Below are 17,562 nucleotides of genomic sequence, written 5' to 3'. Positions count from 1 at the left end.
TAACACCCCGGAGCCCTCCAAAATCTGGAGGGCTCCGGGGTAATTTTTATTTTTCTTTTTTATATAAATGGGGAACTCTGCTTGTAAAGATAGGTACTTCTTTTCTTACTGACTTTACCCTTTCTAAATCTAATTCTAAAGAAAGCGATTCTTCTTTTTCTACAGACCCCTCCGCTAACACCTCACCCCATGGATTGATGATCATGGAGGTGCCGGCAAAATCCACATCATCGTAAGATCCGATCCGGTTACTGGAGCAGATGTACATCTGGTTCTCAATCGCCCGTGCCATTTGCAAAGTACGCCAATGATCTCTTCTGGCAAGCGGCCACTCAGCTACAATAATTAGTACCTGAGCTCCTTCCAATGCGAGAGAGCGAATCAATTCCGGGAAGCGCAAATCATAACAAATGATCAAGCCCATTTTCAGACCATCCAGTTCAAAAACCTCCGCAGGCTTTTGCCCGCCAGCCAGGAACTTCTCTTCTTTCAGCATCGGGACGAGGTGGACTTTATCATAGTTATAAACCTCTTCCCCATTTCTATCAATCACATAAGCAGAATTATAGATTCCTCCCTCTTTTTTATTGGCGATCGAGCCTGCGACGATGTTCACCTGATGCTGTCTAGCCAGCCATTTGATGAATGGGATGGTCGGTTCACCGTCGACGTCTGCATATTCGTCGAGTTCTGGCAAGGTGTAAGCGGTCGTCCACATTTCCGGTAGAATGATAGTATCCGGGTTATTCTCTTCGACTTCTTTCTGTATCAACTCTTTTACTTTTATCCGGTTTGCTTCTGGATCACCTGGTACGATGTCCATTTGAATGATGGAAAACTTCATGTGGCCTTGCTCCCTTCCTAATATATGTAGGTTAACTTGTTATTTCTAATTGTATCATGAAATTTTTTAATCTATTAACTAACACCCCGGAGCCCTCCAAATTTTGGAGGGCTCCGGGGTGGAATTACTTCAATTAGTTAAAACCTTGTAAATATATTCCATGAAAAGGTAAGTGATATCAATGTCAGTAAGTTGATAGAGGGCTCTCGTCCCAACAACATCTTCCACTTCATTAAGGATAAGCGACCCATCAGAATCAAATAAAAAGTCAATACCAATGAAATCAGCGTCTAATTTTTCAGCAATTTTATGAACTAACTTTTTCTCTTCCTGGTTCAAATAATAGAGTTCAGCGGTTCCACCTAAAGAGAGGTTAGCTTTGAAGTCTTGTTTGTTAGTGCGAATAACTGCGGCAATGATCTCCTCACCTAACACATATACCCGCAAATCTTTTCCAATAACTGGAGCCAATTTCTGTACAACTAATTGCTGGGCAGAGTGGAATTTAGGTAGTTTGTTTATTAAATCTGCCTCATCAGCAGCCAGGTGAACTTGGCTCCCACCATGTCCTTTCACGCATTTTACTACCACCGGATATGGAATGAATGTGGCGTTCTTTTCGCAATCTTTTACACTCATAAAATAGGATTCCATCATTGGAATTCCAAAGCTTGCAAAAAATTGATGGGTATTAGCTTTGTTATTCCCTATTTCAGATACAAACGTTTTATTGAATACCCTGATGCCAAGATACTCTAATTGTTTACTCAAAAAAGAATCCCGGCTTCTCATAATAACGAAGTCAGGCAATTCTATGTCTTTTCCATTATAGGCAACTAGATGCTGCCCATTTTTCACACCGTGGAGTAAATTTTCTTTTACCATTGCGGTTAAGGTCATGCCAAATTTTTCCGCATTTTGAATCAGGGCATTTTTAAAAAAGTGATTGCGCTTCAAATCCTTATCATCATAAATAATCCAACCATTGTACATAAGCTCACCTATTCTGTAAGTCCTCTAAGATAAAGTCGATGATATACTCAGTTACATCTATCCCCGTACAGTCAAAAATATTCTTCATATGGGCATTCGAATTCACTTCACAGACAATCGGTTCATCATTTGGTCCAAACAGAAGGTCTACGCCAGCAAAACTGGCTCCCACAGCCAGAGAAGCATGGATTGCCAATTGTTTTTCTGCTTCCGAAGGAGTATAGCGATGCATCTTCCCGCCGTTACTAACATTGGCTCTGAAATCGACTTCTGAGGTTCGCAGCATAGAAGCCACAACTTTTCCACCAACTACATGCAGCCGGACATCTTTTCCGTAGCTGGACTCAATCATTTCCTGAAAAAGGTGGGGTTTGTTTCCGATTTCTTTAACTTTCTCAATCATTTCGTCATAATTCTGGATAAGGTAGACCTGCTGGCCAAACGAGCCGAATGCTTCTTTAATGATCATCGGGAAGCCGATTTCATCTGCTATATTCTCATAATTTTCTAATGATGAAACTTTATAGAAAACCTTCGGACCAATAACTGTTTTTGGCATAGGGACACTGTTATCAGCCAGTGCCTGATGCGTCAACGCTTTATCATCACACACCTCGATAGCCGAGGCACTGTTATAAAGTTTTAGTCCCATTTTCTCTAAATGTTTAGCTAAATAAATATCTTTATCCCAAAAAATAACGAAATCAGGCAGAGCTTTTCCCTCATGCTTGCCTTTAATAATGCTCTTGCCGTTTTCCATTGAAACAACCAGTTCATTATTCTTGATTAATTCTGTCTCCAGACCTTTTTCATGTGCAACCGTATCAATCCATTTAACTAAGTTATAAAATTTTTCATGCGTAGAGTTTCCATTATAGATAATCCAACCATTCGGCTTTCCCATTATGCTTGTTCCCCTTCTATCGACCGTACTATTGCAGCCAAGCTATTGTAGACATTAAGGAAACTTTCCATGCCATTTTCAGTATCTAATACTCTCCAGTTCATTTCAATTTGAATACATGGTATGCTGCATTCCCGTGCAATAGTGGCAGAGACTGTGTGAGGATAACTGGCAGGGAAGTTTTCGTCTACGATGATATTTTCTATATCGTTTTCCTTAAAGCTATTGATACATCTTTCAATCAAGTATGTATTATGGGAGATGTTCTCTCCACGTCCAGTACCAAGCTCGATATCCGCTTCCCTCTTTGGAGACATAATATGGAGGTCGATCAATAGTTCAATGTGGTTCTGTCTTATCGTTTCGATGAGCGCTTCTTTATACTCACACTTTTCATCAAAGTTAGCATCATCGCCATTATTTCTTGTTTTATAGATGCTGAAACAACCAAGGTGTTCCTTTAACAAGATAGATAATACACCAGTCCTGAATTCCCCTTGCTTAATGCTTCTTTCTCTTAACTGTGGAACACTATGGGGAGCAGAAATTATGATAGGTGCAGTCCCGGCTTTCTCCTCAAAATGGGTTGTCTCCGTTAGATTCTCATTAATAAATCTTTTTTCAATTAATTTAATTTGTTCAGTAGTAATTAAAGTCATACAGCAACCTCTAATATCTTAATGTTTTAAACTATATATCGGTTATGGTATCAAATTCCCATGTAGTAATCTATAGGTTAAGCTACACTAATACTGATATATCTTATTTTAGCATTTCATATAAAACAGCACGCCCCCTGGAAATCGAGAGGCGCGCTTTAAAAGTTCTTATATTAATTATAAAGAAGAGGAACTGACCAAAATTGGTCCTTCTTTTGTCCTTAGCATCATAGAAGGGACTTCACATGAATATTCAATTAATGAAAAAGCCCCCTCAGGCGTTTCTACTAAGGGATCAATTCTTGCAGGCGCAATATCAAACTCCTCGATAATTTTTTGAGCAGTTTTTAATGAAAGTCCCTCTATCCCCCTGATTACGATGTCTAAATCACTTGATTCATGAATAGTCGGACGCCCGCTTGCCAATTCAAAGCCCACACTTCCTACAGGACCCCAATCTAATTGACAGACATGTAAAACTTCTTCTACTAAGTCCAAAGAATCTATAGCCTTTAAATAAATATCCCTTTGTATTTCTAACCACCTTTTTTCTCTCGCCAATTGCTCGGGGGTTATTTGTCTGGCAATCGAATCGATGGAAATAAAGGCAGCAAATCGCTCACTTCTTGTATACCCACGGACTCCCACAGGCACTTTTCCATTCTTAATAGGAGCACGACGTACAACGACGAATGGAGCATCTTCTAAAGTGTCATGGACCCAGTCTGGTATGGAAGCATCGGTTATCAGCTGCTTTAACGGTTCTTTCAATTCTAATAAATCGTGAGGCTGTATTACCATAATTCTTTTAATTTATCCCTTACTTTAATAGACGCTGCACGCCCTCCATTGACTGCTTCTGGTGATTTCAGACGGTTATCTATATCACGATTACTGTTTTTCACATCGTAGATAGCCTCATTTACCTTATTCATTACAAGGTCTATATCTTTTTGATCTGGTTGATCGAAATTCACTCCCTCAATTAGTTCATGTAATGCACCAAGTCTTGAAAAGGATTGGACATCATAGGCCATGGCAGGAACTTTTTTTGTAGCTTCTTCTAATTCAGCAATGGTACGCCGTGTAATTCTCGCGGCAGATTGCTTAGACATTACATGCACATTGACACTTTCGTCATTAAAAGCTAAAAGTCTATTTGCCTGCATTCCATGCGATAAAAATGCCCCTGATATAGCATTTCCAACAATCAAACTAACAACCGGGTGTCCTGCCATTCTCGCTGTTGCATAGGCATCCACTGCAGCAGCGCATGCCTGATGCAGCCCAAGCAGTTCTTCTTTGTATCCATAAGCCTGGCTTGGCACATCGACGATTGCCACAATTGCCCGTTTTTCTCCGTTTTTGTCTTCTTCGATAGCCTCATGGATATATTTTGCAATCATCCACCCTTGTTCTAACCCAACCTCTCCATTACGCGCTCGGGGGTATTTACTATTGGAATCAGGCAACACTGCAATAAAACGGGTATTCACATCTCCTGTCTTCTGATCTGCACATAGGACAGATGGAATCTCACGCTGTGCAGCTTCTTTTATACCCGTTAGAGCTTTAAACCAGGTAAATCCTCTGCCGTCCTCATCTTCAACAAGAAGGTCAGGTCTGTTATTTCTGTCGAATTTTTCCCCTTCAACAATACGGTTCCATCGATGTCTAACATCATATGGGGTAATATCTTCTGTCGGATCAACAGTATTTAATAGATGACAGAATTGTTCTACCTGCCTACTTCTTGGCAGCACATTATTGCCTGTTGCAAGAGCATTTTGAATTGCAACCTTAATTGAAGAAATATCATCTTCAACTAAACGTTCCGCCATTCCCGTCGCAACTCTTTGCCCCCCTCCGATCGTCTTCCAGATACGCTGTCTGTCCTGGGAATCTAATTCTTCAATTCCCGCCTCCTGTTCGATTACTTCTGGCCCATTTAGTCCGATCCGTCCCTCTTTTGTCATAATTAAGGTACTGCATAATCCAGCTGTAATAGACATTCCTCCAAATGCACCTATTTTCCCTGGAATTAACCCTACTACAGGAACATAGTTTCTTAATGCCACAATAGCCGATCCTATTTCTGCAATAGAGAGCAGGCCATAGTTGGCTTCCTGAAGCCGGACTCCCCCAGTATCAAATAAAAGGACCGGATAGACTTGATTACCATTAATATTGTCTTGTAGCGCTAGCTCCAATGCCCCTGCGATTTTCGCACCGGAAACTTCACCAATCCCTCCACCTTGAAAACTGGCTTCAATCGATATGACTAATGACTCTTGATCGCTAATTTTTCCTTTTGCTATAACAACTCCATCATCACTTTGGGGCACAATCCCCTGGTTTTGTAAATGAGGAGATTCTATTTCAGCAAATGGATCCAGTAATTCACGAAAAGTTCCTTCGTCTAAAATAGACTTCGCCCTGTTTCTCGCATCTAATTCTACTAAACTACGCTTTAATATGTTTACTGTGATGTTGGCTCACCTCCAATGCTTGAGCTAAACGTAAAGAAACAACACCCGGGGTAGCTCCGAAATCATTTATTTTGATATTGGCAGCAAAATCATTTTGGGTGAAAAACCGACTAAGCAATGCTTCCCATGTCTTCTCAAACCCCTGGCTACCTGTTCTAACGATTAATTTCGCACGAGCTTCACTTGAAGGTTCCAGCAGAATTTCCAAGTCCCCTGATCCAACCACACCAACATGCGCCTGGCGACTTAATGTCTTACTAGCAGGAAATTCATAGGTTAATATTTCCATTGTATACACCCTCCGCTTTAAAGAATAAATTAAACAGTAATTAAACTTTCTGGTATTAAAGCACTGCTATTTTTAGCATCCACACTGTCGAGGAATAAAACTACTGCTAATAAATCTGCGCTTCCTCCAGGAGAAGCATTGTAAGAGAGAAGTGTCTTCTCAAGCTGGTCCAACCCTCTCCATCCTTCCAAAGTAGATACTCCTCCCAATCGAATGATAGTTTCTGCACTTTTTTGGGCAGAAGTTAAAGCATCCATGCCGCCTCTATGCAATATACAAGTATCATCAACTCTGGCAATTAAATGAATTAATGTTTCTAGCCTCGCTAAGGTTTCAGTTAACCCTCTTTCTCGTGCCTCCCTTAATACCGGTAAAGCTACCTCCATAACATGAGGAAATCCTTGCTGGGCTTCCCCCCTAGCCCCCTGAACTCCAAAGCGTTTTTGGACATTGTACCCATTGGTGGAGGTTTGGGTAGCTTTCCGATCTATAAAACACGCAATCTCTCCTGCAAAATTAGCAATCCGCTCTAGACTAGTACGCTGTGATTGTCCTGCAATACTAGCCACAAGTAATCCCAACGCCCAGATAGCTCCTTTGTGTGTGTTAGTTCCTCCTGTAGCTTCAAACATCTTCTTTTCTCCATGTCGACCAATTTCAGCGATAGATTCCCGCAGTTCCTGGCTTGGCTTTTTTAAAAAAGCAGCAATGCCAATATCCCTGAATGTTGATTTCAACGAGTTGGCAGATACAATCATTTTTTCAAAATTTAAGTCGTTATGAGCTCCTGAATCTTTCCTATCAACCAAACCTGGCTTAGGGGTCAATTCAGCTTCTTCAATTAAAGCTTTTACCGCTAATTCTGAAAGTGCCTTTCCACATGATTCAGCATCTTTCCAATGCATGTTCATTCTCCTTTACCAGCTGCGAAATTTTGCAGGAGGATTGTATAAACCTTCCGACCACTCAACAAGTTCTTCCACACTTTTTGCTGCTAAAAGAGATCGGTTAGCATCTGTCCGACGAATCCCCAAGTCTTCCGGTAAAGCTATAATGCCGCTTCGCCTTAATTCATCCGTTCTTTTCGGATCATGTTTAAGTCCAACTTGGGTCACTCCAGCCACAGCTGCCACAGCTTCTCTGCGTTCTTCCATACTTGATGCTTTGTATAAATAAGCGATGCCTTCTTCCGTAACTAAATGGGTTACATCATCCCCATAGATCATAACCGGAGTAGTTGCCAGTTCAGCATTTTTTCCAACATCAATAGCATCAAGGGACTCCACAATTACAGGGGTATTGCCTGTTTGGAATGTCTCAACCACTTGTACTACTAGTTTTTTACCCCTTGCAAGCGGATCATCAGATGTCATCATATTCAGCCATGCAGGAGTGGAATGCCTTCTTCCTCTTGGATCATGGCCCATATTAGGAGCTCCCCCAAAACCAGCAAGTCTTCCTGAAGTAACGGTAGAAGAATTTCCATCTTGATCCATTTGGAGTGTGGACCCTACAAAAAGGTCAACAGCATATTGACCTGCCAACTGTGATAAAGTCCTGTTCGAACGCATGCTTCCATCTTTTCCAGTGAAAAAAACATCGGGTCTTGCTCTTACATATTCCTCCATGCCGACTTCCCCACCAAAACAATGGATGCTCTCCACCCATCCACTTTCAATTGCTGGAATTAACGTTGGATGAGGATTAGAGGCCCAGTGTTTACATATCTTACCCCGAAGTCCTAACTGCTCCCCGTAAGTAGGCAGTAACAATTCAATGGCAGCAGTGTTATAGCCAATGCCATGGTTGAGTGATTGTACTTCGTGTTTTTCATAAATACCGCGAATAATCATCATGGCCATCAACACTTGTAAATCTGTAATATGGCGAGGATCCCGGGTAAATAATGGTTCTAATTCATAAGGTTTATCTGCAACTGTAACAAAATCGATCCAGGAGCCAGGAATATCTACCCTTGGCAATTCATCAACAAGTTCGTTAACTTGTGCAATAACAATTCCATCTCTGAAGGCAGTTGCTTCTACAAGTGTAGGGGTTTCCTCTGTATTAGGACCAGTATATAAGTTACCTTCTTTGTCAGCTTTATCCGCAGCAACTAAGGCGACAGAGGGGATTAAATCTACAAATAAACGGCTGTACAACTCTAGATACGTGTGAATTTCACCCATTGTGACTTTGCCATCTTCAAGCATCTGAGCTATCCGCAAGCTTTGTGGTCCTGCATAAGCAAAATCTACTTTCTTTGCAATTCCTTTTTCAAAAATATCAAGGTGCTCCGGACGGGAAATACTGGACATTATCATATGTAGGTCATGGATGCGACTGGGACTTACTTTGTTTAAAGCTGCAGACAAAAACGATGCTTGTTTTTGATTATTGCCTTCCAGGGAAACACGATCTCCTGGCACAATTAAGGATTCCAATGCCTCGATTATCCGGTCTGTCGGTATCACTTTCCCTGAAGAAATGCCTTCTACGTTTTTTAACCTTTCAGCCTTTGCATCACGTCTTTTTGTCCACGAATGATTTTTGGAGGAAACTTGTTTTACACCAACCATGTTTTATCCTTCCTTTCTATTTATAGTAAACAGTAGATTAATTGGGTTGTTTAACACGATTTATCAAAACCTGAGCTGTATGGAATCCACTGTCATCAACTGATACGGAGCGAGCTGACGGAAAAGCATGACAACTGAGATCTGTTAAAACCCGTCCAGGGGGGAGTTCAACAAATAATCGGGCACCAAGTTCGTAAAATAATGAAGTAGCCTGGTGCCATTTGACAGAATGAGAAACACTGTGAGCAAGATCTTCTTTTATCGCTTCCGGGTCACGTAATGCTCTGGCAGTACGGTTTCCTGCAAAAGGAACTTCCGGACTACGGAACTGGATATTTTTCAAAGCAAAAGCCAATTTCTCTGATACAGTATCTAATAAAGGGCAATGGGAAGGAACACTTACATTCAACAATTCCGCCTTACGCGCTCCTGCTCCTTTTGCTTTCTCGAGCACCTTTTTTATTCCACGGATTGTCCCTGAGATGGTTATTTGATCCTTTGAGTTTAGGTTGGCATAATAAACCTCCTCTCCCTGTGATAAATGCTCTTCCAATATTTTGCCTAATTTTTGTTCAGGCAGACCTAAAACAACACCCATCCCGTAACCTTCCGGGTAAGCTTGTTCCATCCATTCCCCCCTTTGCTTTACAATAGACACTGCATCCTGAAAGTCTAAAACACCTGCAATTACTGCTGCCCCAAAAGCTCCCACAGAGTGACCGGCAACTAAATCTGGTTTAGCCCCATTAGCTGCAAGAACCCTGGCTGATGAAACCCCGGCTATCAGCAAACAAATTTGGACTGCCACAGTTGACTGCAGGTTAGTTTCTGAATCCAACAAGATAGCGCTTTCATTTAAGGCCTCACTTGCTTCATCGATAGTCTTATCAACTAACCGGTGGTCAGGCAAACCTTTCAGCATATTCACCTGTTGAGAACCCTGGCCTGGGAACAAAAATGCAACACTCATCGTATCTCCCCCTTTCCAAAGTAGTTTATAGATTGGTCGGCTGTCGACTGTTTTATAAGAAAAGAAGAAGAGATAAAATCTCTTCTTATAAGTAATATGGAGTAAGCTTATTGAGCCCCATCATTATTTTGGAATAATCGTTTCTGGATGTTAGAAATAACATCCTGATTATGTTGATTTAAAACTTCCATTGCTTCAAGGACTTGGTTTTCTTCAAGAAGCTTTACTATAATTGCATGCTCTTTAATAGACTTAGGAATATTGCCTTCTTTCGCAAAGGAAAGACTTTGTATTCTCAGTAGCGGTAACTTTAAACGTGCGTACATTTTTTTTATTACATCACTTTTACTCATTTCGATCAGGCACATATGAAAAGCGTGATTCATCTCTGTATATTGGCCAACATCCTTTTTTTCTTGCATTTTTTCAAGTATTTCTTTCATTTCGTAAAGGATATCTATTTCAACACCATTTTCAAGAATACGCTTCATTGCTAACGATTCCAGCATCGTGCGAATCTCAAGTAAATCATATATTTCTGTTTCTGTATAACCTTTTACAATTGCCCCTTTTCGTGGCACTCTTTCTACTAAACCCTCCACTGTTAAAGTGAAGATAGCCTCTCTTACTGGAGCACGACTAGTGCCATACTCTTCCGCATAAGTATTTTCTACTAATTTTTCACCAGGCTGAAGTTTTCCAGTAATAATTTGATTTGTAATATGTTCAGCAATATGATTGGATAACGCATTGTTACTTAGATCTAGTGAACCCATAAGTGACCCCCCTAATTTATTTGGTCGACTGTCGATTTAAATTATAACACGACGTTTAACCAACATTCAATATATTTAGAAAATTTAAAAAAGTTATTGATTTATGTTTACATCACCTTTATAGTGAAAAATATAGTCGACAGTTGATTGCCGTCTGTTTAAATGAAAACGCTTACCTAAGTAAGGAGGGGTGACATTTTTCTATACTAAGTCGTCGTACACACCATTTTGAAAAATAGCCAACTAAGAACTTGCATACTTCGGTATATCTATTTTGGAATTTATGGATCAGTCGTAATCGCCATGGGTAATTTTTAAAAATAGAGAGGTGGGAGTTAGTTGGTTATTTATGGAGTTGCATTATTAGCGATATGTTTACTGGCAGGAACTTTTCTCGGAGAATTATTGGGTGTAATAGTTGGGGTTGATGCAAACGTTGGCGGAGTAGGTATTGCCATGTTGATGCTTGTTTTGTTAGTCGATTATTTGAAGCGGAATAAGAAACTGACAGTAAAATCTCAGGAAGGTGTTTCCTTCTGGAGTGCCATGTATATCCCAATTGTTATCGCGATGGCCGCTAAACAAAATGTTGTGGCAGCTTTAGATGGAGGTCCTGTAGCAATTTTAGCCGGAGTTGCTGTTGTAGGTGTCAGCTGGGCAATGGTCCCACTGCTTAGCAAAATAGGTAGAGAAAAAGACAGCCATTTAAAGCCTGAGATGATTGGAGGCGACAATCATGTTCGAGATGCTAAGTGAGGTTTTTAAAGATAATAGTCTGGTAGTGTCTTTTGCGGTAATTGGGGTTACCATGTATATTTCTTACCTCATTTCTGACAAGCTTACTAATGGGAAGTTCCACGGCTCAGCTGTTGCTATTATCGTTGGACTAGTACTAGCGTATTTCGGTGGTATAACTACCGGGGGAGAAAACGGATTGTCAGATGTCGGGATTTTCGCTGGTATTGGAATTATGGGCGGCGGCATGCTTCGGGATTTTGCGATTGTTGCCACAGCTTTCGGTGCTAACATTGATGAAATGAAAAAAGCCGGATTACCTGGCATTATTTCTCTCCTTTTTGGAGTAGTAGTTTCATTTGTAGTCGGAGTATCGGTTGCTTTAGCATTTGGATACACAGATGCAGTCAGCTTAACCACTATAGGTGCTGGAGCCGGAACCTACATAGTTGGCCCTGTTACAGGTTCTGCTCTTGGAGCAAGCTCAGCCGTAATTACACTAAGTATTGCAGCAGGGCTGGTAAAATCAATTTTGACAATGATTGGCACACCTTTCATAGCAAAGTATATCGGACTGAACAACCCTCGCTCCGCTATTGTATATGGAGGTCTTATGGGAACAACCAGCGGGGTTGCCGGTGGTTTAGCTGCCACAGATCCTAAGCTGGTACCTTATGGAGCTATGACAGCTACATTTTATACGGGGATCGGGTGTCTGCTTGCTCCTTCTGTTTTGTTTTTGATTACCAGAGCCATATTTGGATAAAAGTATATTTCCAGCAGTTAACAAACCTATATAGAAAAAGGACCTCGAAAGTGAGGTCCTTTTTGATTGGTAATTATTAACGTAAAAGTTGTAGAACTCCTTGCGGTTGTTGGTTTGCCTGAGCCAGCATGGCCTGGGCAGCTTGTCCAAGAATAGAATTCTTCGTTTGGTTCATCATTTCTTTCGCCATGTCGACATCCCTTATACGAGATTCAGAGGCAGTTAGGTTTTCTGCTGAATTATCTAGGTTATTAATAGTATGATCCAGTCGATTTTGCCATGCACCTATTTTAGAACGTCCTGCTGATAATTTTTCAATTTCACCATCAATCGAATCAATTGCTGTATTGGCTCCCGCTTGTGTTGAGATATCAAGCCCAGCCAAAGTACCATGAATATCTGTCTTTATGTCAATTCCTGTAGTAGTAAAATCTAAAGTCATATTTTCATCTGTATTAGCGCCCACCTGAATTAATACAGTACCAGAGTCACCTGTTGTGCCATCTAATAAATTTTGTTTATTAAATTGTGTATTATCGCCGATTCTTTCAATTTCACCAGCTAATTCATCATATTCATTTTTCAAAGCAGTTCGGTCAGCATCTACATTTGTATCGTTTGATGATTGTACTGCTAACTCTCGCATGCGCTGTGCGATATCATGTACCTCACTAAGAGCACCTTCTGCAGTTTGTAACATAGAAATCCCATCCTGAGCATTTCTACTTGCTTGCTCTAAACCACGAATTTGCCCTCTCATTTTTTCTGAAATTGACAAACCAGCTGCATCATCTGCAGCTTTGTTAATACGAAGACCAGAAGACAACTTCTCCATAGATCCTTGTTGAGCGTTTGTTGCACTGTTTAATTGACGGTGCGTATTCAATGCTGCAATGTTGTGATTAATTCTCATTTCTTATTACCTCCATGTGATGTAATTTTACGAGACACGTCCGTTTGCCTCGCTCTATAATAACTCTCAATAGAGTTACTACCTAAGTTCTCCTCGGCTAATTTTGTATTCCTTGGGTGCATTGACCCGAAGGCGCAGATAATTATCGAGTTTTGCGTCTGTCTTGACTACTTCAATTTCGATTTCTTTACCGTTTTTGTCAACGATATAAAGCTTTTCACCTGGTTTTCTTCCTAACGTCAGAGCCATGGCTAATCATCCTCCCTGATGATTCATACCTTATATCGGTCTTACCTACTAGATTGTTAACAATGGGATTAATTTTCTGCATAAAAAAAGCAAAGCACCAAGAAAATGGCGCTTTGCTATTACTAGATATTGGTAACCCCTGGGGTGAAGACCTTTTATTAATAGGATAGTCCGTGTCCATATTCGTAGAGTTCTGGTATAGTGACTGGCAGTTTACCAGTCGGATTGACTTCACCAATCAACACTTTTGCGAGCGCCTCAACCGAAATATCGCGGAATCCGTAAGTCAGCACATTGGCATCGACCTCCGGGAAAGCCATGATGTCGTACGGATTACGCATGGAAGCGACAATTACTTCTTTTCCTGCATCCTTCAACTCACTCACCAACTGCTGCTGTGCTGCGTTGGTATTAGCAGTATAAGCCGTAACAATAACGGTGTCCGCATCGGCTGCCTGTTCGACTGCGTTAGCTATTTGGCTGGCTGTAGGACTTGTTCCAGTGGCATAGGAACCAGCAATTATGCCCCGCTCACCCAACAAATCACCAAGCAAACCAGGATTTCCAATTGATGGCCCTGTCACGAACACTTCACTTTCTGAATCAAGTGGCAGCACATCTTCATTTTTGACAAGTGTGATACTTTCCTCTGTCATTTGATCAGCAAGCTCTAAGTTCTCTTCTAATCCGATATTTTCAATTGCCTCCGGAGATACTCCCGCGTCATGGAAAAGTCCGCGCTTGAACTTCGTCTCCAAGATTCGAAATACAGATTCATCGACGCGTTTTTCAGAAATCTCACCACTCTCGACCGCATCCATCATCGCGTCATAAGCAAGTGGGACATTCGGTGGGTTCAGTAAAATATCGGCACCAGCTTTGAACGCTTCAACCGGAACACGGTCAGCTGGTACAACATTCGCCCCTGACATTCCAAGACTATCCGTAATAATGACGCCATCAAATCCCATTTCTCCCCTAAGTAAATCAGTCAATATCGGTTTCGATAAGGTAGCTGGTAATCCAGAATCATCTAAAGCTGGAACAACGATATGTGCTGGCATAATTGCGTCAATCCCAGCATCAATCGCAGCCTTGAACGGCTTTAAGTCTACTTCATGTAAAGTCTCTAAATCGTGATTAATGATCGGCAACCCATAATGGGAATCAACATTGGTATCTCCGTGACCCGGGAAGTGCTTGGCTGTCGCCATCACATTCTCGTTTTGGTAACCTTCGACTTGTGCTGCTCCCATGTCAGCAACCAGGTCAGGATTTTCCGAGTAAGAACGCACACCGATGACAGGATTCTCAGGATTCACATTGACATCGAGTACGGGAGCAAGGTCCATATTGATACCGAGGCTCATCAGTTCCATTCCCATGATTTCTGATGATTGTCGGGCATAATCTGTTGACCTGGTCGCACCGAGAGCCATGTTGCCCGGGAAAACAGTTGCCGGTTCGGTCACCCGTGCTACTACTCCACCCTCCTGGTCCGTCGCAATCATCAACGGAATCGGCATACGCTGGTCCATTGCGATTTCCTGCAATCCATTCGATAAGGCATTGACTTGCTCAAAATCGATCGGTGTGCCGATATTAGCTGTCCAGTTAAAATAGATCACTCCACCAATATGGTACTTCTCAATCATTTCTTTAAAATTTTTCGCACCCCGGTTACGGCTTAAGTTCGTATCTTCGTAGTTAGGGTCTGTAGGGGTCTCTCCATAGACATGTACCATGAACAGCTGGCCGACTTTTTCTTCCAGGGTCATATGCTGAATTTTGCTTTGAATCCAGCCTTTTCTCGCTTCCTCATCATCCCAGCCCGGCTTTGTTGGATCATCCCACGATGCATTGGTGAAACTCGGAAACAGCATAACAAATGCCATCAGGACGATAATAGATTTATAAAGTTGTCTCAAAATCAATCATTCCCTTCGATAATATGACCGTTCTCTCCGCGATTCAGGGACAAATCTGCTACTACTGGCAAGTGATCAGAGGCTAACGTGTCGATAACTTCTGCATCCTGTACTTCTATCGATTCAGAAACAAAAATATAATCGATACGCTTATTTGGTGACAACGCTGAATACGTGTAGCCCGGTTCAACACTTACTGAGCTCCAAGCATCGGTGAAGCGGTCAAACAACGGCTCGAGTTCCGGTGCTTCCGGCGTAGCGTTCATATCGCCAAGCAATACTTTTTCACCAGCCTGATTATCAAAAATATTCAGCATATCAGCTACTTGCATAATTCGTACGGTCGGATCTCCCCGGTAGTCTAAGTGGGTGGAGTAAAAAGGTACGAGTGCACCTTTCACATTGATGATTGCTTCTGCAAATCCTGGGGCAAGGGCAGGTTCTGGGGTGGAATTTTGTGTGGAAAGTCTGGTGATGTCGTGGTTTGTAGCTTTTACAATCGGATACTTGCTCAGAATGGCTACGCCAAATTGCCTTCGTGGATCACCTTCAACATAAGGATCCATGTCATAAATCGGTGCGAAAAAAGACTGCATGTCCAATCGCTCGGCTAAGTCAGCGAGAATATCATCATAGTGACTCCTCGCTCCCCAATGGACGTCTACTTCCTGAAGCGCAATAATCTCTGCACCAGATTCTTCGATGACCTGAGCAATCCTCTCCGTGTCATAGACTCCATCCGAGCCGGCGCCTGCATGGATGTTATAGCTCATTACTCTCACATCTACCTGGTCGCCAGTTGCTTCCGTTTCAGCAAAATTTGTTTCAGGTACACCAATCAATCCAAGCACCAAAATAATGAACAAAAATACCTGACGCTTTAACCTATTATACTTCAATTTCTCCTCTCCCTTCCTAAAATAATAGTAATCATACAATTTGAGTGTAACAATAAGTGTTATAGTGGTCTATACAACTATATACCTTTATGCATCCTTCAAAACTACTACACCCCAGGTCCTCCAATATCTGGAGGACCTGGGGTGTAGTTTACAAGTTAGCGAAGAGCGTAAAGTTAATTTTTACCATGATTTTTTCTGCAATTAATTTTTTAAATATATTGAAAATTGTAAAAAATAATGTTTTAATTAAACAAAGAAAATTGGTTGGGTCACTGAGACAGATGTGTCAAGAAATGACACCCCAATTCATTTATCGCTATTTTGATAACGCTTACATAAGGAGGGGTTAGTATTGAAAGCATAATCGTATTTATCTAAACCAAAAACAACAGTAATAGACAAAAAAACATACATAACATTCGCCCACTAAAATTTGTGCCAAATAATAAGAGCTACTGTGCCCTACGAACTATCTGTCTTTGGAACAAGCAGTATTTTTTAAACTATTTTTGAGGAGGAAATAATATGAAAAAGTTCTACCTGATTGGTTTTTCCATGTTAATACTCTTGTTTGCTTCTGCATGTGCCCAGCTTGGCACTGAGGTCAGTTCGGAAGATATTGAATCCTATCCAGATAAAGATGTTAGAAACATCGTTCCTTTCAGCGCTGGGGGAACAACGGATGTTAACCAACGGATCATTGAATCTTATTGGAAAGACTATTTTCCGGAAAATATGGTCATTGAATATTATGAAGGAGCTGGTGGAGAAGTAGGTTTCACTGAATTATCAAAAGCAAAAGCAGATGGATATACCATGGGATCCATCAATACTCCTCATATTATCTTGCAGCCCCTCGCTCGGGAAACGCAATTTGAATATGATAGTTTCGATATTTTAGCCCGCCTTGTTCATGACCCTCAAGTATTGGCTGTTAAAGCGGATAGTGATATAGATGATTTGGATGAATTTATTGAAAAAGTAAAAGAAAAACCGAAAAGTTTGTCTGTGGGTTTAACCGGTACTTATACAGGAGACCACTTGACAACTCTTAAATTCATGGACACAGCTGATGTCCAGGTTACCCCAGTTCCTCTTGCAGGTTCAGCTGATCAGGTCAAGGAATTACTCGGAGGGCACATTGATGCCATTATGGGAAATGTTGGAGATGTAACAAAAGACTTAGATCAATTCAACGTACTTGCTATCGCAACAGAAGAACGCCATGAATGGTTGCCAGATGTCCCAACATTCAAAGAACAGGGAATTGATTTAGTAGCCGCTATAGACCGTGGCTTGGCTTTGCCGAAAGATACACCACAAGAGATTCATGATAAATTGTTTGAAGCTTTAGAGCAGATTACCAGCTTGCCGGAATATGAAGAGAAAATGGAGGATGCCGGACTAGTTGCTGACTTCCTGCCAGGTGATGAATGGGCTGAACTTATAGAAGAACAGCAAAAGGAAGCAAAAGAGGTTCTTGAAAAATTTGATGAAATTGAATAGCAACGATTAATAAAATTAATCAAATTGTTAAGAATGGGGTGAGGTAATAAATGCTTGGCG

The 17,562-nt window shown here is 41.3% G+C and carries 18 protein-coding genes; 3 read left to right on the top strand and 15 right to left on the bottom strand.

What is annotated here, in order from left to right; genetic code table 11:
* Nucleotides 1–46: 46 nt before the first annotated feature.
* The 11 genes from FHS45_RS09330 to FHS45_RS09280 all read right to left on the bottom strand — a co-directional run bounded on the left by FHS45_RS09330 (nucleotide 47) and on the right by FHS45_RS09280 (nucleotide 10,503).
* Nucleotides 47–844 carry a carbon-nitrogen family hydrolase gene (locus FHS45_RS09330; protein ID WP_062441598.1) on the bottom strand — a complete coding sequence of 266 codons (798 nt, stop codon included), beginning with the start codon at nucleotides 842–844 and terminating at the stop codon, nucleotides 47–49.
* Nucleotides 845–973: 129 nt separating this feature from the next.
* The gene (locus tag FHS45_RS09325) at nucleotides 974–1,837 is read right to left on the bottom strand and encodes an ATP-grasp domain-containing protein (RefSeq protein WP_062441603.1); all 864 of its coding nucleotides are present in this window, start codon (nucleotides 1,835–1,837) and stop codon (nucleotides 974–976) included.
* A gap of 4 nt (nucleotides 1,838–1,841) precedes the next feature.
* Entirely contained in the window at nucleotides 1,842–2,741 is a 900-nt protein-coding gene (locus tag FHS45_RS09320) for an ATP-grasp domain-containing protein (protein ID WP_062441606.1), read from the bottom strand.
* Entirely contained in the window at nucleotides 2,741–3,400 is a 660-nt protein-coding gene (locus tag FHS45_RS09315) for a hypothetical protein (protein ID WP_062441611.1), read from the bottom strand. The genes FHS45_RS09320 and FHS45_RS09315 overlap by 1 nt, the downstream gene beginning before the upstream one ends.
* A 177-nt stretch (nucleotides 3,401–3,577) precedes the next feature.
* Complete coding sequence (locus FHS45_RS09310) at nucleotides 3,578–4,201, bottom strand: malonate decarboxylase holo-ACP synthase (protein WP_062441614.1); 624 nt, start codon at nucleotides 4,199–4,201, stop codon at nucleotides 3,578–3,580.
* On the bottom strand, nucleotides 4,195–5,889 hold the full coding sequence (gene mdcD / locus FHS45_RS09305) for a biotin-independent malonate decarboxylase subunit beta (protein WP_062441617.1): 1,695 nt from the start codon (nucleotides 5,887–5,889) through the stop codon (nucleotides 4,195–4,197). The genes FHS45_RS09310 and mdcD overlap by 7 nt, the downstream gene beginning before the upstream one ends.
* Entirely contained in the window at nucleotides 5,864–6,178 is a 315-nt protein-coding gene (locus FHS45_RS09300; RefSeq protein WP_062441620.1) for a malonate decarboxylase subunit delta, read from the bottom strand. Before FHS45_RS09300 ends, mdcD begins: the two co-directional genes overlap by 26 nt.
* A gap of 29 nt (nucleotides 6,179–6,207) precedes the next feature.
* A complete protein-coding gene (locus tag FHS45_RS09295) occupies nucleotides 6,208–7,083 on the bottom strand; it encodes a triphosphoribosyl-dephospho-CoA synthase (protein WP_062441623.1) in 876 nt (291 codons plus the stop codon).
* A gap of 12 nt (nucleotides 7,084–7,095) precedes the next feature.
* Nucleotides 7,096–8,757 (bottom strand): malonate decarboxylase subunit alpha, encoded by a 1,662-nt coding sequence (gene mdcA / locus FHS45_RS09290; RefSeq protein ID WP_062441627.1) that lies wholly within the window; start codon nucleotides 8,755–8,757, stop codon nucleotides 7,096–7,098.
* A gap of 37 nt (nucleotides 8,758–8,794) precedes the next feature.
* Entirely contained in the window at nucleotides 8,795–9,727 is a 933-nt protein-coding gene (gene mdcH, locus FHS45_RS09285) for a malonate decarboxylase subunit epsilon (protein ID WP_062441630.1), read from the bottom strand.
* 107 nt (nucleotides 9,728–9,834) lie between these two features.
* Nucleotides 9,835–10,503, bottom strand: coding sequence for a GntR family transcriptional regulator (locus tag FHS45_RS09280; protein WP_062441636.1), 669 nt, complete (start codon nucleotides 10,501–10,503; stop codon nucleotides 9,835–9,837).
* A gap of 339 nt (nucleotides 10,504–10,842) precedes the next feature.
* On the opposite strand from FHS45_RS09280, the gene madL reads away from it, so the two are divergent.
* Together madL and madM are read left to right on the top strand one after the other, a co-directional pair.
* The gene (gene madL, locus FHS45_RS09275) at nucleotides 10,843–11,259 is read left to right on the top strand and encodes a malonate transporter subunit MadL (protein ID WP_062441639.1); all 417 of its coding nucleotides are present in this window, start codon (nucleotides 10,843–10,845) and stop codon (nucleotides 11,257–11,259) included.
* Nucleotides 11,240–12,004 carry a malonate transporter subunit MadM gene (gene madM, locus FHS45_RS09270; RefSeq protein ID WP_062441643.1) on the top strand — a complete coding sequence of 255 codons (765 nt, stop codon included), beginning with the start codon at nucleotides 11,240–11,242 and terminating at the stop codon, nucleotides 12,002–12,004. Before madL ends, madM begins: the two co-directional genes overlap by 20 nt.
* Nucleotides 12,005–12,080: 76 nt before the next feature.
* On the opposite strand, the gene FHS45_RS09265 is transcribed toward madM, so the two are convergent.
* The 4 genes from FHS45_RS09265 to FHS45_RS09250 all read right to left on the bottom strand — a co-directional run bounded on the left by FHS45_RS09265 (nucleotide 12,081) and on the right by FHS45_RS09250 (nucleotide 15,993).
* Complete coding sequence (locus tag FHS45_RS09265) at nucleotides 12,081–12,917, bottom strand: flagellin N-terminal helical domain-containing protein (RefSeq protein ID WP_062441645.1); 837 nt, start codon at nucleotides 12,915–12,917, stop codon at nucleotides 12,081–12,083.
* Nucleotides 12,918–12,995: 78 nt separating this feature from the next.
* Nucleotides 12,996–13,166 carry a carbon storage regulator gene (locus tag FHS45_RS09260; protein WP_082411934.1) on the bottom strand — a complete coding sequence of 57 codons (171 nt, stop codon included), beginning with the start codon at nucleotides 13,164–13,166 and terminating at the stop codon, nucleotides 12,996–12,998.
* A 158-nt stretch (nucleotides 13,167–13,324) separates the two neighbouring features.
* On the bottom strand, nucleotides 13,325–15,094 hold the full coding sequence (locus tag FHS45_RS09255; RefSeq protein WP_308789079.1) for a glycoside hydrolase family 3 protein: 1,770 nt from the start codon (nucleotides 15,092–15,094) through the stop codon (nucleotides 13,325–13,327).
* 2 nt (nucleotides 15,095–15,096) lie between these two features.
* Nucleotides 15,097–15,993: an endonuclease/exonuclease/phosphatase family protein gene (locus FHS45_RS09250; protein ID WP_229717838.1), complete on the bottom strand. Its 897-nt coding sequence runs from the start codon at nucleotides 15,991–15,993 to the stop codon at nucleotides 15,097–15,099.
* Between the two features lie 528 nt (nucleotides 15,994–16,521).
* Here FHS45_RS09250 and FHS45_RS09245 point away from each other — a divergent pair.
* Nucleotides 16,522–17,502: a tripartite tricarboxylate transporter substrate binding protein gene (locus tag FHS45_RS09245; protein WP_062441648.1), complete on the top strand. Its 981-nt coding sequence runs from the start codon at nucleotides 16,522–16,524 to the stop codon at nucleotides 17,500–17,502.
* Nucleotides 17,503–17,562: the final 60 nt, after the last annotated feature.

The sequence above is a fragment of the Thalassobacillus devorans genome (genome assembly GCF_011761345.1).
In the GTDB taxonomy this organism is placed as follows: Bacteria; Bacillota; Bacilli; order Bacillales; family Halobacillaceae; genus Thalassobacillus; species Thalassobacillus devorans.
Note: the sequence above shows the minus strand (reverse complement) of the source record. Positions and strands in the feature narration are given on the sequence as shown.